The organism is Endozoicomonas sp. G2_1, from assembly GCF_017744155.1.
Lineage (GTDB): Bacteria > Pseudomonadota > Gammaproteobacteria > Enterobacterales > Alteromonadaceae > JAGHQT01.
Genome location: NZ_JAGHQT010000001.1, coordinates 251,345 through 277,544 on the forward strand (window position 1 = coordinate 251,345; position 26,200 = coordinate 277,544).

Here is a 26,200-nt window from a genome sequence, read left to right on the forward strand (position 1 = left end):
AGTGGTTAATGAGTAGCTATAGTAATAAAATAGCAGCCAAAATGTAATACTATTGCTCGCTAAATAACTAAGTTATTGAGTTTTATTTGAGAAACCATAGACTCGTGTCAAGGCTTAGGTTAGTTTAGCTAGTAAACATTGATATTCACCATCAACTGAGGAATTTCGCTTGCGTAAAAGCCCAAACGACAACAAAGAATACCAAGCACTTACGCTAGCAAACGGCTTACGAGTAGTCGCAATAAGTAATTATGAGAGTAAAAAAGCTGCCGCCGCATTGACGGTTAATGTTGGTCATTTTAACGACCCGGCCGATCGTCAAGGCATGGCCCACTTTCTTGAGCACATGTTGTTCCTCGGTACAGAAAAATACTCCGACGGCAGTGAATATCAAAAGTTTATCAGTAAAAATGGTGGCAGTAATAACGCTTGGACCGCGACCGAGCACACCAGTTTCTTCTTTGACATTCACCACTCGGCGTTTGAAGCGGCACTAGATCGCTTCAGTCAATTTTTTACCGCGCCATTACTGTCTCAAGAGTTTGTCAGCAAAGAGCGAAAAAATATCGACTCAGAATTCAAACTAAAACTGAAAGACGATATTCGACGACTTTACGACGTCCACAAGGAAACCATTAACCAAGCGCATCCATTTAGCCAATTTTCCGTCGGTAATATTGATACCCTTGCTGACAGAGAAAATAGTTCAATCAGAGATGAGGTCGCCAACTTTTTTGAACACTATTATTGTGCCGAGTATATGACGTTAGCGCTTGAAGCGCCGATGCCACTAGATGAAATCTGCGAGTTAGCAACAGCGCACTTTAGTGGGATTAAACAAGCAAAAGCACCTCTGCAAAAAATTACCGAACCACTCTATTTACCAGAACATCAACAAATAAAAGTGCTGGTAAAGCCGGTCAAAAATGAACGTCAGTTAATCGTTAGCTTTGCCCTGCCGAGTATTGACAGCTTATACCGACACAAACCTGAATCTCTGCTGGCTTATTTAATCGGTCACGAAGGGCCAGGCAGCTTATTATCATTGCTCAAACAACATCAATGGGCCATGAGGCTAACAGCAGGCTCGGGGATTAATGGCTCTAACTTTAAAGACTTCAATATCAATATCTCCCTTACTGAACTGGGAGAAGATCACATTGATGATATTGTCGAATTACTGTTTAGCTATCTCGCCTTACTCAAATCAAAACCAATACCTGAGTATTTTTATCAAGAAAAACAAGCGATAGCTAAACTGTCCTTTGACTTTTTAGAAAAACAACGGCCACTTGACACCGTCAACCAAATGTCGCTAAACATGCAGCACTATCCTGAATGTGATTATATTTACGGTGATTACGTGCTCGACTCTATGTCACAAGAAAAAGTTGATTATTTACTCAACTATTTCAACAGTGACAATATGCGAATTGTCCACATCAGTAAAAACAATGAGTTTGATCGGGTTAGCCATTGGTACCAAGTGCCATATCGAGTGGCGCCAATTTCATCCGATCTTATTACTCATTGGGCATCAGCAAAGCCCAATAACGCACTTTTTCTACCGCCGCCAAATCCTTACATTTCGACAGCGCCCGAAATTCACGATTGCCAGCAAATAAGTGCGCTTCCCCGTCAGCTGTCTAACAACCCAAATATTTCATGTTGGTTCAAACAAGATCATACCTTCAAGGTGCCAAAGGGTCATATTTATCTCGGTATCGACACCCCTGTTGCGATTGTAAGCACGAATAACATCGTGATGACGCGACTGTTTATTGAGCTTTTCAACGACAAGGTTGTTGAACAAAACTACGCGGCTGAGTTAGCAGGTATTCACTACCACTTATACTCCCACCAAGGAGGAATGACATTACAACTGTCTGGCCTAAGTGAAAAACAACCTCAACTGTTGCAACACCTATTAAACAGTTTGCGTTGTAGTGAATTTAAAGAAAGCCGCTTTAATTTATTTAAAAAGCAGCTAATAACTCAATGGCAAAATACCGATAAAAGCAAATCAATCGCTCAGTTATTCGCTAAACTCAGTTCAGCAATGCAGCCTAAAAATCCAAGTAGTGATGATATGGCACTTGCGCTGGCAAGTGTTAACTTTGACCAGTTTAATACTTTTTATCAAAGCTTGTTTAACGCGACATTTGTCGAAATGCTCATTCATGGCAATTGGCAACAGCAGCATGCCTTAGCGATACTCGAACAAGTAGAAGCTAGTTTCGCGAAAATGAGTAACGTGCAAAACCGTGTCAAGATTCCAGTAACCGATATGTCTAAGCAAGGTGAAATCATACTACCATTGACCTTGCCAGAACACGATCACGCCTCGGTGCTATACTACCCACAAAGTGATAAAACATTAACAACCACGGCCAAAACTATGGTCACCAGCCATTTATTGTCACCACTATTTTTCCAAGAAATGAGGACGGAGAAACAATACGGTTACTTAGTGGGTGTTGGCTATATTCCAATCAATCGATATCCCGGTATCGCGTTTTACATTCAATCACCACACACCGATGCCGATAATTTAACGTTGGCGATTGAGCAATTTATCGAGCAAAGTAGCGAAAATATTGCCGCTATGCCTGAAGGTGAATGGCAACAACTTAAGCAGGGCCTAGCCGGACAGTTGTTAGAAAAAGATACTAGCCTGAGAATTAAAAGCCAGCGCTTTTGGGCGGCAATTTGCCATCAAGATTTCAGTTTTGATCACAAACAGAAACTGATTGAAGCTTTGTTGGCAATAGAACTTAGCGATATCCAGCAGTTCATCAATGAACAACTTGTTAAACAGGTAATTCCGGACCGCCTGACACTGTTGTCAGTACAACAAGATTACCAAACAGCTATGTCAGATAAAAAAATTATCGGCAAAAACGATAAATTCACAACATCTGCAAACTATAAATATTAATCTGGCAAATTAATGAGGCTAGCCAGGACAAAACCAATCTGTTTTTGTCCTGTTAAGGCTTATTTTTAGTGCGTTTAATCAGCTATTTAAGGGAAAATTTGACTTACCAAACAACATCATTTCTAATGGGTGCTCAAATTATAAAAACAATAACAACCTTAAGTGCTTAACGAGTACGGTAACAGGTGTTAAAAGGTTACAACGTAGTGTACTTATTAGTAACAAAATTTCGATTGCTACTTGACTCAAAAATTACTAGAAGCACACAATGCATTTTGTTCTCGTTGATATCTCTCGTATTATCTTTTTCTATTCACAGTGAAAACCTCCAGTTAGATGCACCATTAAAGTTTCAACAACTGTCAGTGAAAGACGGTTTATCGCAAAACTACGTGTACAGTATTACCCAAGACAACGACGGTTTTATTTGGATTGCTACTCAAGACGGTTTGAATAGGTACGACGGTTATGAGTTTAAATATTATCGACACAATTTGTCTTCAAAAAACTCAATAGCTGATAATTTCATTAGAAAAGTTTTTGTAGATAAACAAAACAACCTTTGGGTTGGCACACAAAATGGCTTGAGCCGATACAACCGCGATATTGATAGTTTTGTAAACTACAAACACTACGCTAACGATGTATCAACACTCAGCGACAACATTATCTGGGACATTTATCAGGATCACAAAGGGGTTATATGGGTATCGACAGAGCTAGGAATACACAAATATAACTCAGTAAATGACACCTTTAATCGTGTTCGTATTCGAGGAGTTACCGATAAACTCAGAGAAGTGAGGACAATATTTCAAGACAACCAAGGTAATTATTGGCTCGGCACTTATGACCAAGGTATTTTTATAGCAAACAATACCTTTTCATTTGCTACTTCATTGCAAAACAATAATAAATTGAATCTGTCTATAGATGCGCAAGCATTGTATGACATGAAAGAAATAAATAACCAATATTGGCTTGCAACAGAAAAAGGCGCTTATGTAATTAGCAAAGATTTTTCGGTTGAGCAACAATTTACAGTTGAAAACGGGTTGTTATCAAATACTGTAAGAGCAATAGCTAAACAATCGAATGATGATATTTGGTTGGGCACGAGTAACGGTATTAGCACGGTTAGGGTCTTAGATAACCACATTTCAAATTATCAATCTGAAAGCCATCACATGTCCTTATCCGATGATCAAGTGATGGATATATTTGCAAGCTCAAATGGAAGTTTGTGGATTGGAACCTTGAAGGGCTTAAATCAGTTTACCCCATTATCAACCGTTTTTAAGCACCAACTATATGATTTCGACAATGAACACATAAGCGTTGAAGTCATGACAAAAACTCCAGATGACAAGCTTTGGTTTGCGTCAGTCGAAAAAGGTCTTAATTACATAGATAATGAAATAGTAACAAATATTCCCTTGAATCTTGGAAAAGAAATTGTTCAATTGAAATCAGATAGTCATGGTACTTTATGGCTAGTGACCACAGGTAATCAGTTACTTAAGTATTCCCCAGAAACCTTTTCTTATATAAAAATCGAGCAATGGTTCAATCAGAGTGACTTCAATGCGTTTACAGAATTAACAATAATAAACGACTCTATTTGGTTCTTGGATAACAGTGGTCAACTTAAGTCATTTAATCTAAATAATTACGACTTTACAATACATACCAACGCAAGTGAGCAAGTACTGACGGGCTTGCACAATCAAGAACAAAAATACATATGGAGTGTAACTGGAAGTAATGAACTAATAAAATTCAACATAGCTGATGGGAAGCAGAAGAAATACACTATAGCATCAAATTCTGAGTTCTCATTTCTTTCTGTTAACAATATACATGTTTCAGACAATTACGTTTGGTTAAGCTCATTATCTCAAGGAATTGCTCTGATAGACTTAAACAATTTAAAGTCGACGGTATTTAACGAAAATTCAGGGCTAACAAACAACTTTATAAACGCGTGTATAATAGATCAAAACAGCGCAGCCTGGTGTTCGACTAATAAAGGTATAAATGTTATCGACCCGCACTTATTGAAATCGCAGGCATTTTATACTGACTTCGCGCTAACTGATATAGAATTTATTAGTCATTCATCACTTAAGTATTCTAGCGATTCATTTTTCTTTGGAGGTCTGAACGGGATAGTTGAGTTTAATCCATTGACCCTAAAAGCATTAAATACTCAAATATCGCCGCCATCTTTTAATAAGCTGTTGATTGCAAATAAGCCTGTAAGTATAGAGATTCCCCCTGTCAAGGTAAAAGATAAGTTTACCCTTAGAGAATCACTTAACAAGCTTACAACTCTAACCTTGAAACATGCACAATCACCATTCAGTATAGAGTTTTCGTCGCCAAATGCAGACTTACCAGAGCAACTTGGTTACAAATATCGTCTAAAAGGGTTAGAGGAGCGTTGGATAGACTCTGGTGAAAATAATAGGAGAGCAACCTATACAAATTTGAGTGCTGGTGAATACATATTCGAGTTACAGGCTTACGATATCTATCACCCCGAAAACCACAAAACCCGACAATTAACGATCAAGATACTGCCACCATGGTGGCTATCGAACATAGCAAAGGCTGCTTACACATTACTCGCTTTGTTAGTCATAGGTTACTTCGTCCAGCAGTATCGCTATAAACGACAGTACAACTTACAAATCAAGTTAAGTGAAGAGCGCTTAAAACTATCCCTTTGGGGTAGCGGCGATGAAATGTGGGACTGGAATATTACCAGTGGCAAAATTTATCGTTCAAACATCTGGGGAACCTTAGATTTTCCACAAGATGGAAAACGCAGCAATAAAGTAGAATACAGTAACATTCACCCTCAAGACATTAAACGAGTACAAAGCGCGTTGAAACATCATTTTGATGACGACTGCAAGCACTTCGAGGCCACTTACCGAGTGCAGGACAAAACCAATAAATGGGTTTGGATTTTAGATCGAGGAAAAATCGTTGATCGAGATGATGACAACAAGCCAACTCGAATGACTGGTACCCTAAAAGATATTAGTCACATCAAAAAAGCCGAAGAGCGATTAAAGTTATTTGCTAAATGTATTGAGAGTATTTCTGACGCAGTTGTAATCTACGACCGACAATTTACTATTGTCGATATTAATCAGGCATTTATTCGCATAACTGGTAAGTCTAAAAAACAAATGCTTGGCACCCCAATGCATTTTGCACAGTACTCAGATATTTTTAATCAAAGTATTAAAAAGAACGTAATTAAAAACGGCAGTTGGCACGGTGAAATAGAAAACCGTCGAGAAAATAGCGAAGTATTTTTGACTGAACTTAGCCTAGATATCATCAAAGATGACGCTGGCAGTATATCTCATTTTGTCGGTGTCTTTTCCGATATCACTAAACGTAAAGAAACCGAAGCTGAGCTCAGAAAACTTGCGAATTCAGATACGCTAACTGGGTTACCAAACCGCTCTTATTTTCAAGCTAATCAGCTTCGTTTGGTCAAAAACAAAGTACCACATGCCCTGCTGGTTTTTGATTTAGACAACTTTAAAAAGATTAACGATTCACTAGGTCATGAAGCAGGCGATGTCCTGTTGTGTAAAGTAGCAGAGCGCATTTTAAATATTGGTCGTCAGCAAGATACCGTTTATCGCTTAGGTGGCGATGAGTTTAGTTTAGTAATTGAAAACACCAATGACATTCATACCATTACATCTATTGCTAAAGAGATACTGGCAGCAATCGCTCAACCTTTGCGCATTAAGAACCAAGAGCTAGTGTTGTATAGTAGTATTGGTATAGTGCTATACCCAGAAGATGGTGTTAGCCCGCAAGAATTACTCAAAAACGCAGATACAGCCATGTATCACGCGAAGAACCTAGGTGGTAACCGCTATCAATTTTTTAGCGAATCAATGAATAAGCAAGCAGTTCAGCGATTGCAAGTTGAAAACTTGATTCGACATGGCCTAAAAGGCGATTTCTTCTCTGTTTTCTATCAACCTAAGATAAATATTGCTTCAGGTAAAGTGTCAGGCATGGAAGCGCTTGTCAGATTTGACATGCCAAATAAAGGTGTCATCAGTCCAAGCGTCTTTATTCCAGTATCTGAAGAAACAGGTCAAATAATCGACATTGGTGAAGTAGTATTGCGCAAAGCTTGTTTTGCAACCAAAAAATGGGTAGACGCCGGTTTATTTGACGGTCGTATGGCTGTCAATTTATCGGCAGTACAATTTACTCAACCGAACCTCGTTTCAGTGATTGAAAGTGCGCTTACAGAGAGCCAGTTACCGGCTAAGTATTTAGAGCTTGAAATTACCGAAGGTACAGTAATGGACTCACCGCAAAAGGCGATAGAAACCATGCTGCAAATTCGCGCAATGGGAATTAACTTGTCTTTAGATGACTTTGGTACTGGCTATTCATCTCTAGCGTATTTAAAACGCTTTCCACTAAATACTCTTAAAATAGATAAAGCTTTTGTTGATGACATTGAGCACTCTGAGCAAGGCCGTAACATGGTAGCAACTATTGTCACCATTGCTCATAATCTAGGTTTGAACGTGGTTGCGGAAGGCGTAGAAACAAACCAACAATTACAATATCTCGCTAGTTTGCGCTGTGAACAGCTTCAAGGTTATTTATACAGTAAACCGTTACCTGAGAAAGACTTTCATAACTATTTGCTGTCCCACAGTATTACTGACAAATCTACGACGTTTAAAAAATCTAGATAATTTTATAACCGTCAAAAAATTACCGTATTTCAAATATATCGCTACAGCCCAATAACTATATGACCTAGTATCTTTGGCACAAAAATAGCTTAACTCTTAATAGTTTATTAACACTTAAGGGTAAAGCTATGATTAACGAAATTATTTTGGCACTTGGGATGGCTAACACACCAGCAACAGTTGAATCACACGATTTAGCGGTTTATGAAACAGCTACTCGTCGCGGTATGATTCGTATTTCAAATGAGTTAGACACACAAGAGTCAGCTACTCGTCGCGGTATGATTCGCATTTCAAATGAGTTAGACACGCAAGAGTCAGCTACTCGTCGTGGTATGATTCGCATCTCAAATGAGTTAGACGCGCAAGAGTCAGCTACTCGTCGCGGTATGATTCGTATTTCAAATGAGTTAGACACGCAAGAGTCCGCTACTCGTCGTGGTATGATTCGCATCTCAAATGAGTTAGACACGCAAGAGTCAGCTACTCGTCGCGGTATGATTCGTATTTCAAATGAGTTAGACACGCAAGAGTCAGCTACTCGTCGCGGTATGATTCGTATTTAGGAGCATATTATGATTAAGCTGTTAAAAGACTTTTTCTTAGTTAGCCCTAAGGCAAACAAAATTGCTATGTCGATAGAAATCAAGGAAATTCAAGCAACTAAAGGATGGTAATTGTGCATACCCGCATCACTAGAACCAAATAACAAGGATGTTATCGGTTATCTACTCATATTGCTGCAGAACGTTAAGATAAGCCGTTTTCTCTCATATAAGTGGCAACTGACTGCATATCACCAAACGCTCCAAGTAACATGTCTTTTGCGCGCTCTCGTGCAGACTGATTTTCAGAAGACCGAATAATATTAACCCATGTCTCTACCAAAACTTTAGGCGGAAGAGTATTGGCAGACAAATCTTTATTGCTAGCTTTGTTAGTCACGATATTAACCTATAGTCTTGAGAATAATATTAAGCATTAAAGGTCAAACAATTAAGACCAAAAGACTGATAATGCTTCATGCGTTTTTTCATACAAAACATTGGCCATAACAAAGGCCCAAAGACAACACCAGCAAACGCCCAGCGTCTGCGACCTAAGCCACTCATCAACGCTTGACAGTAAAAGAATAGCCCAGACAAAACAGCTAAACAGGCCAACACCAACAACATACAACTACCTCTGGCAAAATCGAGCCAATATTATAGCAAGTTAAATAGAACTAATAATTAACTTTGTGTGAAAAATGACTGCAGTATTAGATTTTAAATACAAAAAGAGGGGCAATGTCTTGCCCCTCCTTATGGAATGTTAATGCCGCTTAACGGCAACTAACTGCATTAAACAGATATGGCTAGTAAAAGCTCTCACCTGCTTCAGCCATAGCAACTAACTTATCACACGGGGTAAAACGATCGCCATGTTCATTGGCCCAGTGATTTAACTGTTTAACTACAGCAACTAAACCAACCTTATCCATGTAGCGGAAAGGACCACCTAGGAATGGTGGGAAACCGATACCAAAAATAGCACCGATATCACCATCACGAGCATTGCGAATAATGCCCTCGCCCAGACAACGAGCAGCCTCGTTCAGCATCAAGTACAAGCAGCGCTTCGCAACTTCCTGCTCAGACAAACGCCCTTCAGGCTCAATATTTAACAAGCGATAAATGCTGGTATCAACTTGTTTGCCTTTTTTAGCAAATAGTCCTTTGCCTGATTTCTCGTACAAATAGAAACCTTTCTTAGCTTTCTTACCCAGACGGCCATCAGCAATCAACTTATCAAAAGCCGCAGGTGCTTCAAAACGATCGCCAAGTTCAGCCTTCAAAATAGGACTGATTTTAGCACCGATATCAATACCCACTTCATCGAGCAACTGCATCGGCCCAACCGGGAAGCCAAAGTTAACCAGAGCTCGGTCAAGCTTGTCGATAGGTTCACCTTGCAACAAAATGTTAGCGGCTTCATTCATATACGGCGCCAAAATGCGATTGACGTAAAAACCCGCCTTATCTTTAACAACAATCGGTGTCTTACCTTGCTTTTTAGCAAAAGCTACGGTCGTTGAAATAGTTTGATCTGAAGTGCCTTCATGAGCAATGATTTCAGCAAGCGGCATTTTATCTACTGGCGAAAAGTAATGCAGACCAATGACGTTTTCTGGACGTTTCGCTTTTGCGGCAATCTGACCAATCGGCAAACTAGAAGTATTGCTGGCAAAAATAGTGTTCTCGCCACAATGCTGTTCAATGTCAGCAACCATCTGCTGTTTTAATGACAAGTCTTCAAATACCGCTTCAACTACAATATCGACGTCTTTGAAACCGGTATAATCAACAGTACCAGTAACCATGGCTAACTGCTTTTGCATTTCACTTTTGCGAATAAAGCGACGTTTAACCTTTTTGTTCAGCAAATCGTAGCTGTATTTCAACGCATGGCTAATACCTTGGTGGCTGATATCTTTCAATCTCACCGGTAGTTTCGCTTTTGTTGCGGTAACAAACGAAATACCACCGCCCATTAAGCCACCGCCTAAAACAGCAACGGCATTTAATTTTTCGGCTTTAACGCCGGCAACGCCCTGCTCTTTTTTCATTTCAGTGGTTGCAAAAAAGATATTGCGCAGTTGAGCTGATTCAGGGCTCATGACAAGTTCGCCGAAATGGTCTGCCTCTACTTGATAGCCAACTGCTGAAGCTTGCTCAACACCCGCACGAACACAATCAATAATCTTTAATGGCGCAGGATAATTTCCTTTGGTTTTCGCCGCTACCGTTTTACTCGCTTGCGAAAATACCACTTGGCGACCATAGCGATTATTTTCTAGCGCCTTATCAAGTAAGCTTTGTTTGCGCTGTTTAGGTTTTAAGCCTTTTTTAGCTTGTGCAAGAGCCATTTTTTCGGCCGTTTTCACCAACACACTCGCCGGTACAACATCGTCAACAAGACCCGCTTTTAACGCTTGTTTCGCGCGCAGTTGTTTACCTGTTAACATCATGTCTAATGCTTTTTGAATACCAACCAATTTAGGTAAACGCTGAGTACCGCCACCACCAGGTAGTAAGCCCAACTGAACTTCCGGCAAACCTAGTGCAGTATTGCCACTGTCAGTACATACGCGTTGATGACAGGCCATTGCCAACTCTAAACCGCCGCCTAAACACGGGCCGTCAATTGCAGCCACAATCGGTACAGAAAGTTGCTCTAGTTGTTGAAAGATCATTTGCGCTTGACGTGAAATAGCCACCACTTCAGCGCTGGTATTACAAGCTGCTAGCATGTTGACATCAGCACCGGCAACAAATGAGCCCTTTTTACCACTGAGTAAAATCACACCTTTAATAGTGCTGTCAGCTTTGATTGCTTGCAGCGTTTGTGACACTTCATCGGCAAACTCAGCTTTTAACGTGTTCATGGTATCGCCAACGACATCCATAATAAGATGGGCTATACCTGACTCTTGACGCACTAAGGTAAATGTTGATGCTTTGCTCTCTGTGCTTTCAACTTGTTCAATCACTTGATCATTGGCCTGATCAACATCTGTAGCTTGGTCTTTCACTTTTTTATCAGCCATTAGTTAGTCTCCACAATCATTGCTGCACCTAAACCGCCAGCTGCACATGCGGTAGTTAAACCGACACCACCACCTCGGCGTTTAAGTTCGTTTAACGTTTGGGTGATCAAACGAGCGCCAGTTGCGGCAAACGGATGTCCATAAGCTAAAGAGCCGCCCATCACATTAAATTTAGTCATATCAATTTCACCAATCGCTTGGTCTTGGCCCAGTTGCTCCCTAGCAAACTTGCGGCTGGCAAACATTTTCACGTTGGCTAGTGTTTGTGCGGCAAAAGCTTCGTGCATTTCCACAAGATCTAAATCGGCTAATGTCATACCCGCTCGTTTCAAGGCAATTGGGGTTGCATAACTTGGCCCCATTAACATGTCTTGCCAAACATCAATGGCAGAAAAGCCGTAACTGCGGATATAACCCAGTGGCTCATAACCGAGCTCTTTTGCGCGCCCTTCACGCATAAGCAAAACAGCTGCAGCACCATCCGTTAATGGCGTACTGTTAGCGGCAGTCACACTACCGTGCTTGCGATCAAATACCGGCTTGAGCTTGGCATAACCATCTAATACAGAGTTCTCGCGAATACAGTTATCTTTCTCAATAAACTGCTTATAAGGCTCTGGATGTGCAGTCATGACTTCATCCGCCAATTTGCCCTGCTGCCAACTTTCGGTCGCTAACGTGTGAGAACGGTGAGCAAGTTCGTCTTGTGCTTCTCGGGTTATGCCGTGGGTTTTCGCCATTTGCTCGGCGGTTTGCCCCATAGATAAGCCAGTTGAATACTCTGCAACTGCAGGCGGTACTGGCAATAAATCTTTCAAACCTAACTGGCGAACTAGATTAAATTTTTGGCCAAAGGTTTTAGCTTTTGACAAATCGAGTAGCGTTTTAGCCAGCTTTTTACTCACGCCGATCGGCGCCACTGAAGATGAATCAGCACCACCAGCAATACCAACATCAACGACACCCGCCATAATCGACTCAGCAACATTGACGGTCGACTGAAAGCTGGTCGCACAGGCGCGAGAAACACTGTAAGCATCAGTATGTACATTCATACCTGTGCCAAGCACGATTTCACGGGCGATGTTTGGTGCTTCAGGCATTTGAACAACTTGACCAAAAACCAACTGATCAATCACTTTTGGGTCGAGATCGTGTTTTTTGATTAATTCATTAACCACCATTTTACCTAGATCAACGGCTGGTACACCGTGATAAGCCGTTGCTTGCTTGGCAAATGGCGTGCGTAAGCCAGAAACGATCGCTATGCGCTCGCCACTGCCTGTTGTAAGTCGGGTTTGTGTCATAATTTATCCCTTAGCTGAGAGGTCAGACCTCTTGGTTGTGGCATAGATTTTAATCGCAAATGAAATTTTTTCAACGGTAAAAGCAAAAGCAAATATAAAAGAGCTCAAACTCAAACAATAATTAAACACTACCCTTACTTATTACTCAATTAAAAACAACTAGTTAACGATTAAATATAAACAATAAAAATAAGTGTTATAAACAATTACGATTAATTAACCAACAAAACCCTTGATAATACAAATAACAATTATTATCATTTAATTTACTGATTGTGAATTTAGGACTAGAAGAAATGCATTGGCAACAGTTAATGAAGCAAGGCAATGATTGTTTCGATCAACAGCAATGGTTACAAGCCGAGTATTTTTATCAAGAGGCTATTACCAGCCTAGATTCTCTTTGGCAACAAGATATAGAAAATATTGAGTTGTTGATGGCTTGGATAAGTGGCGTCCACAACTTATCAGCACTATTTGAAGTCCAAGAAGAAAGCCAAGTCGCCCTGCAATTTTTACTGATTGCCCACCAAAGAATGCTGGACTTGTCACAAAACCAAACACTATCTGAAGATATGCAGTTAATTGCTCATCGAGCATTAAAAACCACTTTAATGCCCTTGCTGCAATACAGTCAAAAATATCCAACGTGTAATCATTGCCAACATGCATTGCAAACGCTCAAAGCTCAATTAGACCAAAATCAAGAAACTGTTCATTAAATAATTAACTGGAGTCATTGTAAAAATGTTACCTAAACTCGCAATCTTAAAACCGCTTTTTGCATCACTTGCTTTAGTCTTTAGCCTGTTGTTGCCTAGTGCAGCGTTTGCTCATAGCGGCCACGATCACAGCGCGCCAGAGTCTGGTCTTATTCACTTACTTTGGTTGTTACCAGCAATTATTGCTATTGCTTATGCGGGATATCGCTTAGTAGGCAGCAAAAACGACAAATCAACCTCAAAAAAATAATTAGGCTTCACACGAGAATTGACCATGTTCTATAAATTATTTGAAACGCTCGATACTAAACTCAATTTTGATCGCGTATCTGCCCACTGTGACATCCCTTGTAAAATCTATGATCCATCGGCGGCACAAATTGCTGTATTAACCATGATTCGCATGGTTGATTTACTTGAAGAACTTACAACCAACGAACAGCTAACCGTCAATCAGCAAGCGCAATTTAATCGACTTGTCGCGCAAAAAGAAGAACACGGATTAAAATTAAAAGAAGAAATTCGCATTATTTGGGGTGACTACTTTAAAACACCGCAAATGGAGCTGTTTCCTGAAATTCACGAACTCACCCACAGCATCATGCTGGCGTGTTCAGCAGCTAAACAGCACGTAGATAAAACCGCTACGCTAGAGTTACTGACTAAAGTTAATCGCTTTGCAGAAATTTTTTGGGCAACCAAAGGCGTTGAGACCTTCACTGCTGTTTGTCCTTATCCGCCAGCACAACATGTTGTTTACCCTAAATTGGACAGCTAATGCTCGGTTGGCAAATAGCAAAAGTAAATGGCTTAAGTATGTCGCCAAGAGTGCCGGACAACAGCTTTGTTGTGGTCTGCTCTTGGCTCAATTTTTTACCGATTAAAGTTGGTCAGGTACTTAAATTTAATCACCCTAAATATGGCGAGCTTATTAAAACCGTCAGTGCCATCGACAAATACGGTTTTCTTTGGTTTTGCGGGGAGAATGAACACAGTATTTCTATTGAAGAGATCGGCCCAGTCAATAAAAACCAAGTATCCGGCAAAGTCTGTCTGATTTGTCGCCAACCCTAAAGGACTTCTCTAACCAAAGTTATGATTTCGGCTCAACTTGTAAAACAGCAGCTGGTTAAACAGCGCTGGCAACTGACTAACAAGCGCTTGTTTCTTCCTGTTACCCTCATCGCTTTACTGTTATCTCCCAATACCCAAGCTTTAACCATCCAAGTGCTTTCAGATGCCTTTTGGCAGGTATCAGCATATGTTGCTGCAACTTTAGCGGTTTACAACGCGATCACAGTAAAACTCGGAAAAGACAATACCATTAGTCGCTTAATAGATCAGCACTCAAGCTATCAAGTATTATTTGCCACCTTAATGGGTGCCCTACCCGGTTGTGGCGGCGCGATTGTCGTTATTACCCAATATGTCCGGGGCAAACTGAGCTTTGGCAGTGTGGTCGCCGTGTTAACCGCCACTATGGGTGATGCCGCTTTTTTACTGATCGCAGCCAAACCGTCAATCGCACTGCTGGTCATTGTCACCAGTATGTTGGTCGGCGCTATTTCAGGACTAGTCGTCGATAAAATCCACGGCAATAAATTTATGCGGCCGTGTTCTGACCATGAGCTAGACAAACGCCAGCAGCTATGTCAACAAGAGCAAGTCTACCGCGAGCAAAGTGAAACAGGTATTGACCAAACCAGCTTGCGACTGCAAGGCAGGTTTTGGCAATGGTTATTATTTCCAAGTATTGCCGTCGCTTTGTTGTACTCGTTTCAAGTTGATATTGAACAAGCACTAACACTGCCAGCGAACACTATGGCTTACTTAGGAGCTGTTGCTGCGATTATTGCCATGATACTTTGGGCAACCACACGTGAAGTAGTTAATTATCAAACCTTAGTTTCAGAAGATCCGAAAGCTGGTACGAGTAGCTTTTATCAAAAAGTCGCACAAGACACTAACTTCGTCACAAGCTGGGTGATTAGCGCCTTTTTGCTCTTTGAACTAGTGATATTTTGGAGCGATATCAACGTCGCCAACAGTGTTGCAAACTTAGGCGTGTTGACACCTTTAGTCGCCGTTGTTATTGGTTTACTACCTGGTTGTGGTCCACAAATTATTGTTACAAGCTTATATATAAGCGATGCATTACCACTTTCAGCACAACTGGGTAATGCCATTAGCAATGATGGTGATGCACTGTTCCCAGCGATTGCACTAGCCCCCAAAGCAGCAGTAATGGCGACCTTGTACTCAACTATTCCAGCATTAATGGTCGCTTACGGCTACTTTTACCTATTCGAATAAACAAGATGTGAGATTGCTCTGTCAGCGGTTAATTCTAGATAAATATGTGACAAAATATTTTCCGGCCTTGTTTTTACTGTTATTAGCCTTATATATAGTTATCATTAATAAAATTAACTAAATTTTAACCTTATGGCTATAGAGCGTTTTGCGGCATTAAAGCAACACTTAGAACAACAAATTATTGGTCAGGCTAATTTAGTCGAAAACTTATTAATTGCCTTATTGGCAAATGGTCACTTGATTGTTGAAGGCCCGCCGGGATTGGCAAAAACTCGTGCCGTTAACGCCCTTGCTGACGGCCTAGAAGCGGATTTTCACCGCATCCAATTCACCCCAGACTTACTGCCTGCCGACTTAACCGGTACCGATATTTATCGCCCGGAAGACGGCAGTTTTGTGTTTCAATCTGGTCCGCTATTTCGCAATCTAGTCTTGGCTGACGAAATCAACCGTGCGCCAGCAAAAGTCCAGTCGGCATTGCTTGAAGCAATGGCTGAAGGGCAAATTACCGTTGGCCGCAAAACCTATCCGTTGCCGGAATTGTTTTTAGTAATGGCAACGCAAAACCCGATTGAGCAAGAAGGTACCTATCCGCTACCTGAAGCTCAGCTCGACCGCTTTTTAATGCACCTCGCGATTGACTATCCAGATGCCGCTAGTGAGTTAGAAATCCTCAAGCTCAACCGCGGTGAAGCGTTAAAGCACGAAAAGACAAAAGTTGAAGAAATCACCCAAGCAGATATTTTCGCCGCTCGAGAACAAGTGTTATCGATTCACATGGCACCTGCTATCGAGCAATATATTGTTGATTTGATTATTGCCACCCGCTCACCAGAAAAATACGACGACAAACTAAAACAGTGGTTGGCTTATGGCGCAAGCCCGCGTGCGACCATTGCTTTAGATCGCTGCGCCCGCGCTCGTGCTTGGTTACACGGTCGTGACTTTGTTAGTCCTGAAGATGTCCAAGCCGTTTTTCACAATGTTCTTCGCCATCGTATTTTACTGACTTATCAAGCAGAAGCGGAAGGTTTAACCAGCAACGAAATTCTCGATCGCTTGTTGAGCTTAGTGGCCGTCGGTTAATTCTGTTTAGTTGGTTAACCTTGTACAAACGCTTATGAATTGGTTACGTCAAGCATTTAGTCAAAAGCAATCTGCCCAGCAAAACAGCCAAGAGCAACTGGCTGAACTTGGCAGTAACGGGGTTTTGCTGTCGATTGAAGAGCTAATCGCTTATCAAGGCAAAACATCGCTGATTAACCTCGCACCCAAACAGCATGTTCGCAGCCAGATGTCAGGCAACTACCTTGCCCGAACAAAAGGTAAAGGCATGGAGTTTGACGAAGTCAGACATTACCAAACCGGTGACGATATTCGCACCATTGACTGGCGCGTCACCGCCCGCACCGGCAAAACCCACACTAAGCTGTTTCGCGAAGAAGTTGAGCGACCGGTATTAATCGCGACAGATCTTGGCGAGACCATGAACTTTGGCAGTCAGCTCTTATTCAAGTCACTACAAGCAAGTCACCTTGCCGCGCTACTGGCATGGAATGCTAAAGCGAGAGGCGATCGCATTGGCGGTATTGTCTTTAATCAATATCAGCACAGCGAACTCAAACCTCGCAGTCGCCAGCAAGGTGTTTTGCATTACTTACACGCCTTGCACGAAGGGCAAAATTTCAGTGTTAATCAGCAATTGTCTCTAAATCAAACAAACGTCGGCCACCGCAAGCCAGTGCAGCAAACTGGACACGACTATTTTGCTGAAAACTGCGCACGCTTGCGCCAATTAGCTCGGCCAGGCAGCTTAGTTTATCTGATCACCGACGGTTATCAGCTTTCTGAAACTGCGGTTCGTCACTTGAGTCAAATTAGCCAGCATTGTGAACTTGTCGTCGCGCTGATTAACGACCCGCTTGAGTGCGCGCTACCTGAGCAAAATTCAATGACAGTGGCGATTACTGATGGCGAGCAACGTCAAGAACTCAACCTCGCCAGCAAAACGACGCATCAACACTATCAGCAAGCGGCAGATCAGTTGCATCAGCAAATCGATCAACAATTACAAAAAGCGGGCGCGCGCTTGCTCCATTTGCACACCGGACAAAGCTTAGAGCGTCAGTTAAAATACGGAGTTAGCGTGTGAACGATCCCCTCGCTCAACTACAAGACATCCAGTTACCCCAAGATGTTCACCAATATCCGGTTGCTCTTGGCTGGTGGCTACTGTTAGCACTTATTATTCTCAGCCTAGTTTTCACACTTCGCTACTTGAGCAAACGCAAAAAGCTCAACCACGCCAAAAAACAAGCTTTAGCGATGGCAAAGAATCAATCGCTCAGCGCAGCTGAAATATCGTCTATTTTTAAGCAAGCAGCCCTCGCCTACTGGCCCCGAGAGCGTGTTGCTAGTATCCACAGTCAAGGCTTTGCCACATTTTTAACAGAGCAATTACCCGATAAAGACAAGCAACACTTTGAACAGTTAGTCTCCTCAAGCTTTGAGCAACATTATCGAGAGGCTACCAAAGCGGCAAAAACACAAGTGGAAGCAGAGAAAAATTTGCAGCAAGGGCTGGTGTTTTGGTTAGAAAAAGCACTACCACCTGCTCGTAACCCAAGTAAAAAGAACAGCACCAGCGGAGGCTTTCATGATTAGTTTCGCTTGGTTCTGGTTATTACTGGCGTTACCTTTGCCACTGTTGGTGTATTGGTTACCCGCTAAAAAAAGGCAAAGTTCGGTCGCGTTGCAAGTACCTAAGTTGATGACCTTAGAACAGTCAACGGGCAGCCAACAAAGTAAAAGTAAAGCGCCACTTATTCTGTTATCGGTAATTTGGTTGTTGTTAGTACTTGCCGCTGCTAGGCCGCAATGGCTAGGTGATGCGGTCAACATTCCAACTGAAGGTCGCGAGCTGATGATAGCGGTCGATCTATCAGGCAGCATGCAAGTTGAAGATATGAGCCTTGGCAACCGTATGGTCAACCGCCTCGACATGCTCAAAGTCGTACTCGGCGATTTTATTGAACGTCGGGTTAGCGACCGCTTAGGATTAATTTTCTTTGCCGATGACGCCTATATGCAAACGCCAATGACTTTTGACCGAGAAACAGTCCAACAAATGCTCGATGAATCCGTGTTGGGGCTAGTTGGTAAAAAAACAGCAATCGGCGACGCCATTGCACTAGCGGTAAAACGCTTCGACCAAAAACAAAAATCTAACCGAGTCTTGGTGTTAGTGACGGATGGCCAAAACACAGCCGGAAAAATCACGCCAGAGCAAGCCTTAGAAGTGGCGATTGCCAAAAAGGTAACCATTTACACTATCGGCATCGGTGCTGATGTCATGTTGGAGCGGTCGCTGTTTGGCACCCGAAAAGTCAATCCATCGAGTGAACTCGATGAAAAAACACTGACCAATATTGCCGAGCAAACCGGTGGTCAGTACTTTCGCGCCAGAGACAGCGAATCGATGGCTGAAATATACCGATTGCTAGATCAGCTTGAACCAATAGAACAAGAGCAGCAGCAAATGCGGCCGTTAACCGCACTGTTTTATTGGCCGCTATCATTAGCTTTACTGTTGGCATTTAGTTATTTGTTGTGGCTCAGTCGGCCAAAAGCATTATTGGGGAAGAATAATGGCTGATTTTCATTTTATTCGCCCGTATTGGTTGTTCACGTTAATCGGATTGATATTCGCACTCTGGTTAGTTGCCAGGCTCAAAGTAAACAACACTGCATGGCAAAAACTGCTACCCGCTCATTTGGCTGAGGTATTGATAAAACAACCGGCTAAGTCGACTGGCTTGTCACTGTTCGCGCCGGCTTTAATTGGCTTTTTAACCATCATTGCACTCGCCGGTCCCTCTTGGCAAAAACTGCCGCAACCGGTTTATCAAATTGCTCGCGGGTCGGTATTGGTGATGGACATGTCTTACTCGATGCTTGCCACCGACGTCAGCCCTAATCGTTTGACTCGAGCGCGTTACAAGGCAATAGACCTACTCGACAATATCAACGAAGGCGATATTGGCTTAGTAGCCTACGCTGGTGATGCCTTTACCATCAGCCCTTTAACCACAGACATTAACAATATCAAGTTACTACTACCTTCCCTCAGCCCAGACATTATGCCTGAGCTTGGCAGCAACCCATACGCAGCGTTAGCATTGGCCGATGATATGCTAAAAAATGCGGGTCACCTGCGCGGTGATATTTATTGGTTTACTGATGGCGTCGACAACGAAGAGCTTACCGACCTGCACGAGCAAGCACAAAAACTCGGCCATAAAGTTAATATTCTCGGTATCGGCACCAAAGCTGGCGCACCGATAAAATTAACCAGTGGTGAACTGTTAAAAGACGATAACGGCGCCATCGTTATTCCCAAATTACCCAGTGCTAAGCTCGCTGGTATTGCCCGCAGTGGCAAAGGCAACTATCACACCATCAGCCTAGACAATAGCGATATTGAAAAGTTGGTTTCCGGCTCTCTTCTAGACTCGAATAAAGACCAAAGTGAAGATCAAAACAGCCAACAGCAAGGCACTGACAATCAATCCAATACCGGTGATCAATGGCAAGAAGCTGGCCCTTATTTACTGTTATTGGTCTTGCCTTTGGTACTCAATTATTTTCGCCGAGGCCAGCTCTTTAGCTTGGTATTACCCAGCTTAACCACGGGGTTATCAACCCTATTGGCTTTATCAATTGGCTTAGTACCAGTACCTAGCCAAGCGAATACCTTGCAAGATGCTTGGACCGATTTATGGCAAACCCAAGACCAACAAGCGCAAGAAAAATTTGGCGCCGAGGCTTACCAAGAAGCGGCAGAACAGTTCGCTGATAGCCAATGGCGCGCCAGCGCTCATTATAAAGCAGGTAACTATGAACAAGCGCTAAGTGGCTTTCAACAATCAAACAGCGCTGAAGCCTTATACAACCAAGGCAATGCCTTAGCCAAACTTGGCCGAATAGATGAAGCGATTGACGCCTACCAACAAGCACTGAATAAGCAACCTGACTTCACCAACGCGAAGGCTAACAAAGAATTACTTGAAGCGCTTAAAAAGCAACAAGAGCAGCAAAACCAGCAAGATAACAAAGGTGATAACAACCAAGAGCAAAATCAGCAACAAAACGGTGATAACGCTGGTAAAAACTCCGATGGGAACAATACTGAAAACGCAAACTCGGATAACTCAAGCTCAGAAAACTCAGACTCAGAAAGCACGGAGCAAGACGACTCAGAGCAAGGTGCTGATTCAGGCGAACAACAAAGTGATAACAGCAACCAATCGAACAACTCTCAGTCAAATAAAAGCGAACTCGACACGCCCAAAGACAATAGTCAACAGCCGGCTGAATCTGGTAATGAAGGCAACCAAGAACAAACTAGCGAGCAAACAGCGTCTGACGCAATGCAACAACCAGATGCTCAGCAACCCGGTGAACAAGCGCAAACTGCGGCAATTGACCAAGCCAGTTTAGCCGAGCAACAAGATCAAGAAGCGGCGCAAAAACATCAGCAAATACTGAAAAAAGTGACGGACGATCCGTATTTGTTATTGCGCAATAAAATGCAACTCGAATATCAAAAGCGCCGACACAATAACAATGGAGCTAAGAAAAAGTGGTAATGTTATTTTCTGCCTCTAAACCGATGCAGCGATTAGTCAATGCGCTAGCTGTGTTCAAAAAAATTTTATACACCTTTAGCTTGTTGCTTGTAACGGCGCTTTCGTCAGTGGCACAAGCTGAAATAACTGTTACCGCATCCGTTGATAAAAACCCTGTGATGCTGAACGAGTCTCTGATATTTACCGTGATCGCCAACGGCGATGTCGACCGCAATGCACTGGATACCTCGCCACTGCTAAAAAACTTCACCGTAGGTCGGACATCAGTTAGCTCTCAAACCAGTATGGTCAATTTTAAAACCAGTCGCACCACTCAGTGGACGACGGTGTTAATCCCCAAACAGCTTGGCAAAGTGGTTATTCCCTCGCTGCAAGTCGCTGATAGCCGCACCAATGAAATAGCGTTAACCGTTGTTGAAGCCAGTCAATCAAACCAGCAGCGCGATATATTTATCGAGTCTTCAGCCTCGGCTACTGACGTTTACGTTCAGCAGCAGTTCACGTTATCGGTAAAACTGCACTTTGCCGCCGAGCTGCAAAGAGGTAGCCTAACTGAGCCAGAGTTGAGCAGCGCTGATATTAAACAAGTAGGCAAAGACAGTGAAAGCGAAAAAATTATTAATGGTCGTCGCTACCGCGTGATTGAGCGCACCTTCGCGATAAAGCCACAACAAAGCGGCCAATTCACCTTAAAACCACCTATGTTTTCTGGCGAAATAATCGTGCCATCACGTCGTAATAATGGCTTTTTTGGTTTTAATGAAACCAAGCCAGTGAGCGTGCTTGGCGAAGACATTGAGATCGACGTTAAACCAATTCCGAGTAACTTTAATGGCCAGTGGCTGCCAAGTGAATTGTTAACCCTGCATCACGAGTGGCAACCTAGCCCTGAAAAATTTGTCGTTGGCGAGCCTATTACTCGGACAGTGACCTTAACTGCCGCCGGCGTTTCAGAAGAGCAACTGCCCGATATCGAACTAGATTTACCGAATGGTTTAAAAGTTTACCCCGACCAAGCTGAAAGCCATACCGGTATCAATAAAGGGCGATTGGTGAGCCAAAAAGTCTACAACTTTGCCATTGTCGCCAGTAAACCTGGCCAATACCAGTTGCCGGCTGTGCGCATTCCCTGGTGGAACACGGTCACCAATAAGTATCAAGAAGCTATCCTACCCGCGCGAACCATTACCGTTGCTGTAAACCCCGATTTTGCCAACACAGAACAAGCCCAGGTGACTGAGCAACCGAACAAGGCGGAAGCGCAAACGGCAAAAAATAATGAAGTTAGTCAAGGGTTAACTAACCCGTTGCCGACATCAGCGCAGCAAACACAATGGTTACAGTGGCTATTTCTGGCCTTGTGGCTGTTAACTTGTTTAGCCTGGTTTATCAGTAGTAAACGAAATAAAGCTAATAAAATTAGCGAGCTTCCTGTCTCTGACGACAGCAGTAATGGCATTTACCTCAAGCTATTAGCCGCGGCAAAACAAAATGACGGTCAACTTGTATTATCGTTACTTCCTCAATGGGTTAATGCGCAGTCTTGGTTAACCCAAGGCAAACGCGTCAGTCATTTAAGTCAAACTCTGCAAATACTGGGCGATGATGATGTTAGCGCAGCAATTGATGAATTGCAGGCCAGTTACTTCAACAAAAGTGATACGCCATGGCGTGGTGACAAGCTGACGACATTGCTACAAAAAGCAAATACTATGCTTAGCGAACGAAAAAAAGTAAGACAAAGTTCTGAGCGTATTCAACTCAATCCCTAGTTGTTTAGCGCTTCCCTTTCCTGCTAAAACATCAAAGCCGTGATATTAATAACTGAAATATCATGGCTTTTTCTTTTTTACTTACTTGCATTAATAATAACCAGCTTGGTACAAGCGCTAATTTTGCGGTAAGATAACTCGTGATCTCACATTCATCTTGAAAAAAGTCATGATAAAAAAATTAGTTCGAAATAAATCTGAGCAAGATCAGGTCTCTTCCAACATGACAACAAAACAAACACGCTACGAGGCGTTAGTCAAAGCCTTGCACGGTGATTTGTATCGCTACGCATTTTGGCTAACTCACGATAAACAGGTTTCAGAAGACTTAGTGCAAGAAACGTTTTTGCGAGCTTGGCGCGCTTTAGATTCATTGAAAGATGAAAAAGCAGCTAAGTCGTGGCTTATTACGATTTTACGTCGTGAAAATGCCAGACGCTTTGAGCGCAAGCGCTTTGACATGGGTGAATATGAAGAGTCAGCAATCACTGACACGTATTCAGCGAGTAACGAACAAGAAATGGAAAACCATTGGCTCAGAGAGAAAATAGCCAAGTTACCGGAAGAATACAGGGAACCATTAGTACTGCAAGTACTCGGTGGTTTTAGCGGCGAAGAAATCGCCGGCATATTATCCTTAAACAAGAACACGGTAATGACTCGTCTATTTAGAGCGCGTAACCAACTTAAAGACGCTTTAGATGATGAGCCAATGATGAGAGGCATACACAATGGATGATTTGCAATTTAGACGTAGTATTTATGCAGATCCAAAAAATTTAGACGATGCGTTGCAAGCGGCACTTAGTCAAGATCCGAAAAAGCAGCAATTCGCACAAGAGATAGATCGATTAGATGATGAGATTTTACAGGCATTAAATGTACCTGTGCCAGACGATCTTGCTGATAAATTATTGCTAAAACAAAGCTTTGCTAGCCATCGTCAACAAAAGCGTAAAACTCGTTGGCACTTGGCGATCGCAGCGTCGATAGCATTTGCTTTTGGTTTAACACTGAACTTTATGTTGTTTTCAAACGCGTATAGTAATTTATCAGACCACGCTTTAGCACATGTTTATTATGAAGAAGGCTACTTTGATAACAACAGTCAGGCACGAGTCAGCTTAGCATCACTCAACGACAAAATGTCTGATTTTAACGCCAGCTTTGACAGCACTTTAGGTGAACTTATCGCTGCTGATTACTGTCGTTTTAACGGATTAAAAGTATTGCACTTGGTGTTTCAAGGTAATACTAATCCTGTAACCGTCTTTGTTGTGCCAGAGAGCGATATGAAATTCACTGAAAGCTTTGCTGATGAAAAATACCAAGGCCGTGCGATGGAGTTCAGCTCAAAGGCAGTCAACGGCAATATTGTTGTGATTGGCGATGAAAACGAGTCAATCGACCAGTGGCAACGCAATATCAACGACAAGGTTCAGTGGTCTATTTAGCAGTCCAAATCTAGAGCGTCATTTGGTAGCAAAAAAAATAGCCGTTGAACGCAACTTTTGGTCTAGCGATAGACAAAAACTAGCGAGATCTAGAAATGCTTGTTAGGATGTTAGGATAATAATTCTAACAACCAGCAAGCATTTTTTTATGGCGTTTGAAACTCCCACATTAATTACCTTTTTTGGTTACCTACTTACCACACTATCGATTGGCTACCTAGCCTATAAAGCCACTGATACGCTAAGTGATTATATTCTCGGCGGTCGACAACTCGGCCCTAGTGTCACAGCCCTGAGTGTTGGTGCCTCAGATATGAGTGGTTGGCTGTTATTGGGTTTACCTGGCGCGATCTATTTATCAGGGGTCAGTGAGGTTTGGATAGGCGTTGGCTTAGTTATTGGCGCTTTCTTTAACTGGCTTTTGGTCGCACCTAGGCTTAGAACGTTTACCGAACAAGCAGACAATGCCCTAACCTTACCCGCATTTTTTGAACACCGATTTAACGATAGTAGTCATGTACTTAGGTTTATTTCTGCGGCAACTATTTTGATATTCTTCACTTTTTACGTCTCTTCAGGTTTAGTTGGTGGCGCAATTCTATTCGAAAAAGTCTTTGGTTTACCGTATCAGTCTGCGTTGCTTATCGGTGCTTTTGTTATTGTTGCATATACCTTTTTAGGTGGCTTTTTAGCGGTTAGCTGGACCGACTTTTTTCAAGGCTGCCTGATGCTAATCGCATTGATTGCTTTACCAATTGTCACGGTAACAGAGCTCGGTGGTATTTCAGCAACAGAAAGTAAACTTACTGAAATCAACCCAGACTTTGCCAATTTATTCAATGGCTTTACTTGGCTTGGCTTTATTTCATTAATGGCTTGGGGTTTAGGTTACTTCGGCCAACCGCACATTTTGTCTCGCTTTATGGCAATTAGATCGCGAGACGATATTCCAAAGTCACGCAATATCGCGATGCTATGGATGATCGTTGCGCTTATTGGTGCTTTAGCTGTTGGCTTAGTCGGTTCGGCATACTTTGCAGATAGCCCACTTGAAAATAGCGAAACTGTTTTTATTTACCTAACTCAAGCATTATTAAATCCTTGGTTAGCAGGTATTTTAATTGCCGCAATATTATCAGCCATTATGAGTACAATAGACTCACAACTACTGGTTTGTTCAAGTGTTATTGTTGAGGACTTTTACAAACACATCACTAAAAAACCTGCGACAGAAAATCAACTGGTTTGGTTATCTCGGTTTGCTTTACTATTAATCGCCGTTGTTGCAACGATTATAGCAACTAACCCAGAGAGCTCGATTTTAGACCTAGTGAGCTATGCTTGGGCCGGCTTTGGCGCGGCGTTTGGTCCAACCATATTACTCGCACTCTACTGGCCGAAATACTCGAAACAAGGGGCTATTGCCACCATTATTACAGGCGCAGTTGTTGTTATCGTTTGGAAACAGCTAAATGGCGGTATTTTCGATTTGTACGAAATAGTGCCAGGTTTTGTTTTTGCGACAATTGTCGGCTATTTAGTTAGTCGTCTAAGCTTCGAGCCAAGCGTCGAACAAACCTTTGTAAAACTGAATAAAAACAGCTAACAAGCAAGAAAACAATGGCTATCTTAGGCGCTTTCATCTATAGTTCAACCTTTAGTGCTTACCTCATTTAGCCATAAAATCTGAACCATCAAAA

At 42.3% G+C, this 26,200-nt stretch carries 21 protein-coding genes; 17 read left to right on the forward strand and 4 right to left on the reverse strand.

From position 1 onward, the window contains the following. Positions 1-169: 169 nt before the first annotated feature. The 3 genes from J7384_RS01135 to J7384_RS01145 all read left to right on the forward strand — a co-directional run bounded on the left by J7384_RS01135 (position 170) and on the right by J7384_RS01145 (position 8,258). Positions 170-2,938: an insulinase family protein gene (locus tag J7384_RS01135; RefSeq protein ID WP_209110364.1), complete on the forward strand. Its 2,769-nt coding sequence runs from the start codon at positions 170-172 to the stop codon at positions 2,936-2,938. Positions 2,939-3,222: 284 nt separating this feature from the next. Beyond that, positions 3,223-7,692 carry an EAL domain-containing protein gene (locus J7384_RS01140; protein WP_209110366.1) on the forward strand — a complete coding sequence of 1,490 codons (4,470 nt, stop codon included), beginning with the start codon at positions 3,223-3,225 and terminating at the stop codon, positions 7,690-7,692. 128 nt (positions 7,693-7,820) lie between these two features. After that, positions 7,821-8,258, forward strand: a complete 438-nt coding sequence (locus tag J7384_RS01145) for a hypothetical protein (protein WP_209110368.1) — start codon at positions 7,821-7,823, stop codon at positions 8,256-8,258. A 184-nt stretch (positions 8,259-8,442) separates the two neighbouring features. Here J7384_RS01145 and J7384_RS01150 read toward each other — a convergent pair whose 3' ends face one another. The 4 genes from J7384_RS01150 to fadI all read right to left on the reverse strand — a co-directional run bounded on the left by J7384_RS01150 (position 8,443) and on the right by fadI (position 12,588). Beyond that, positions 8,443-8,637 (reverse strand): hypothetical protein, encoded by a 195-nt coding sequence (locus J7384_RS01150; protein ID WP_209110369.1) that lies wholly within the window; start codon positions 8,635-8,637, stop codon positions 8,443-8,445. Positions 8,638-8,666: 29 nt separating this feature from the next. Continuing rightward, positions 8,667-8,867: a hypothetical protein gene (locus J7384_RS01155; protein ID WP_209110371.1), complete on the reverse strand. Its 201-nt coding sequence runs from the start codon at positions 8,865-8,867 to the stop codon at positions 8,667-8,669. Between the two features lie 182 nt (positions 8,868-9,049). Further along, positions 9,050-11,281 (reverse strand): fatty acid oxidation complex subunit alpha FadJ, encoded by a 2,232-nt coding sequence (fadJ, locus tag J7384_RS01160; protein WP_209110372.1) that lies wholly within the window; start codon positions 11,279-11,281, stop codon positions 9,050-9,052. Further along, positions 11,281-12,588 carry an acetyl-CoA C-acyltransferase FadI gene (gene fadI, locus J7384_RS01165; RefSeq protein ID WP_247741560.1) on the reverse strand — a complete coding sequence of 436 codons (1,308 nt, stop codon included), beginning with the start codon at positions 12,586-12,588 and terminating at the stop codon, positions 11,281-11,283. The genes fadJ and fadI overlap by 1 nt, the downstream gene beginning before the upstream one ends. 275 nt (positions 12,589-12,863) lie before the next feature. Between fadI and J7384_RS01170 the strand changes: the two genes are divergently transcribed. The 14 genes from J7384_RS01170 to putP all read left to right on the forward strand — a co-directional run bounded on the left by J7384_RS01170 (position 12,864) and on the right by putP (position 26,106). Continuing rightward, positions 12,864-13,310, forward strand: coding sequence for a hypothetical protein (locus tag J7384_RS01170; RefSeq protein WP_209110374.1), 447 nt, complete (start codon positions 12,864-12,866; stop codon positions 13,308-13,310). Positions 13,311-13,335: 25 nt separating this feature from the next. Then, positions 13,336-13,560 (forward strand): hypothetical protein, encoded by a 225-nt coding sequence (locus tag J7384_RS01175; protein ID WP_209110376.1) that lies wholly within the window; start codon positions 13,336-13,338, stop codon positions 13,558-13,560. 24 nt (positions 13,561-13,584) lie between these two features. Continuing rightward, positions 13,585-14,088 (forward strand): superoxide dismutase, Ni, encoded by a 504-nt coding sequence (gene sodN / locus J7384_RS01180; RefSeq protein WP_209110383.1) that lies wholly within the window; start codon positions 13,585-13,587, stop codon positions 14,086-14,088. Continuing rightward, positions 14,088-14,384, forward strand: a complete 297-nt coding sequence (locus J7384_RS01185) for a hypothetical protein (protein ID WP_209110385.1) — start codon at positions 14,088-14,090, stop codon at positions 14,382-14,384. Before sodN ends, J7384_RS01185 begins: the two co-directional genes overlap by 1 nt. Positions 14,385-14,405: 21 nt before the next feature. Further along, the gene (locus J7384_RS01190) at positions 14,406-15,623 is read left to right on the forward strand and encodes a putative manganese transporter (protein ID WP_209110386.1); all 1,218 of its coding nucleotides are present in this window, start codon (positions 14,406-14,408) and stop codon (positions 15,621-15,623) included. 132 nt (positions 15,624-15,755) lie between these two features. Next, complete coding sequence (locus J7384_RS01195; protein ID WP_209110388.1) at positions 15,756-16,712, forward strand: MoxR family ATPase; 957 nt, start codon at positions 15,756-15,758, stop codon at positions 16,710-16,712. 34 nt (positions 16,713-16,746) lie between these two features. Next, positions 16,747-17,778, forward strand: a complete 1,032-nt coding sequence (locus J7384_RS01200; protein ID WP_209110390.1) for a DUF58 domain-containing protein — start codon at positions 16,747-16,749, stop codon at positions 17,776-17,778. Then, positions 17,775-18,290, forward strand: coding sequence for a DUF4381 domain-containing protein (locus tag J7384_RS01205; RefSeq protein ID WP_209110392.1), 516 nt, complete (start codon positions 17,775-17,777; stop codon positions 18,288-18,290). Before J7384_RS01200 ends, J7384_RS01205 begins: the two co-directional genes overlap by 4 nt. Next, positions 18,283-19,281: a VWA domain-containing protein gene (locus J7384_RS01210; RefSeq protein WP_209110393.1), complete on the forward strand. Its 999-nt coding sequence runs from the start codon at positions 18,283-18,285 to the stop codon at positions 19,279-19,281. Before J7384_RS01205 ends, J7384_RS01210 begins: the two co-directional genes overlap by 8 nt. Beyond that, positions 19,274-21,274 carry a VWA domain-containing protein gene (locus J7384_RS01215; protein ID WP_209110395.1) on the forward strand — a complete coding sequence of 667 codons (2,001 nt, stop codon included), beginning with the start codon at positions 19,274-19,276 and terminating at the stop codon, positions 21,272-21,274. Before J7384_RS01210 ends, J7384_RS01215 begins: the two co-directional genes overlap by 8 nt. Then, positions 21,274-23,046 (forward strand): BatD family protein, encoded by a 1,773-nt coding sequence (locus J7384_RS01220; RefSeq protein WP_209110397.1) that lies wholly within the window; start codon positions 21,274-21,276, stop codon positions 23,044-23,046. The genes J7384_RS01215 and J7384_RS01220 overlap by 1 nt, the downstream gene beginning before the upstream one ends. A 223-nt stretch (positions 23,047-23,269) precedes the next feature. After that, positions 23,270-23,785 (forward strand): sigma-70 family RNA polymerase sigma factor, encoded by a 516-nt coding sequence (locus tag J7384_RS01225; protein ID WP_247741561.1) that lies wholly within the window; start codon positions 23,270-23,272, stop codon positions 23,783-23,785. Continuing rightward, entirely contained in the window at positions 23,778-24,500 is a 723-nt protein-coding gene (locus J7384_RS01230; RefSeq protein ID WP_209110401.1) for a DUF3379 family protein, read from the forward strand. The genes J7384_RS01225 and J7384_RS01230 overlap by 8 nt, the downstream gene beginning before the upstream one ends. Positions 24,501-24,648: 148 nt before the next feature. Beyond that, complete coding sequence (putP, locus tag J7384_RS01235) at positions 24,649-26,106, forward strand: sodium/proline symporter PutP (RefSeq protein ID WP_209110403.1); 1,458 nt, start codon at positions 24,649-24,651, stop codon at positions 26,104-26,106. Positions 26,107-26,200 lie beyond the last annotated feature (94 nt).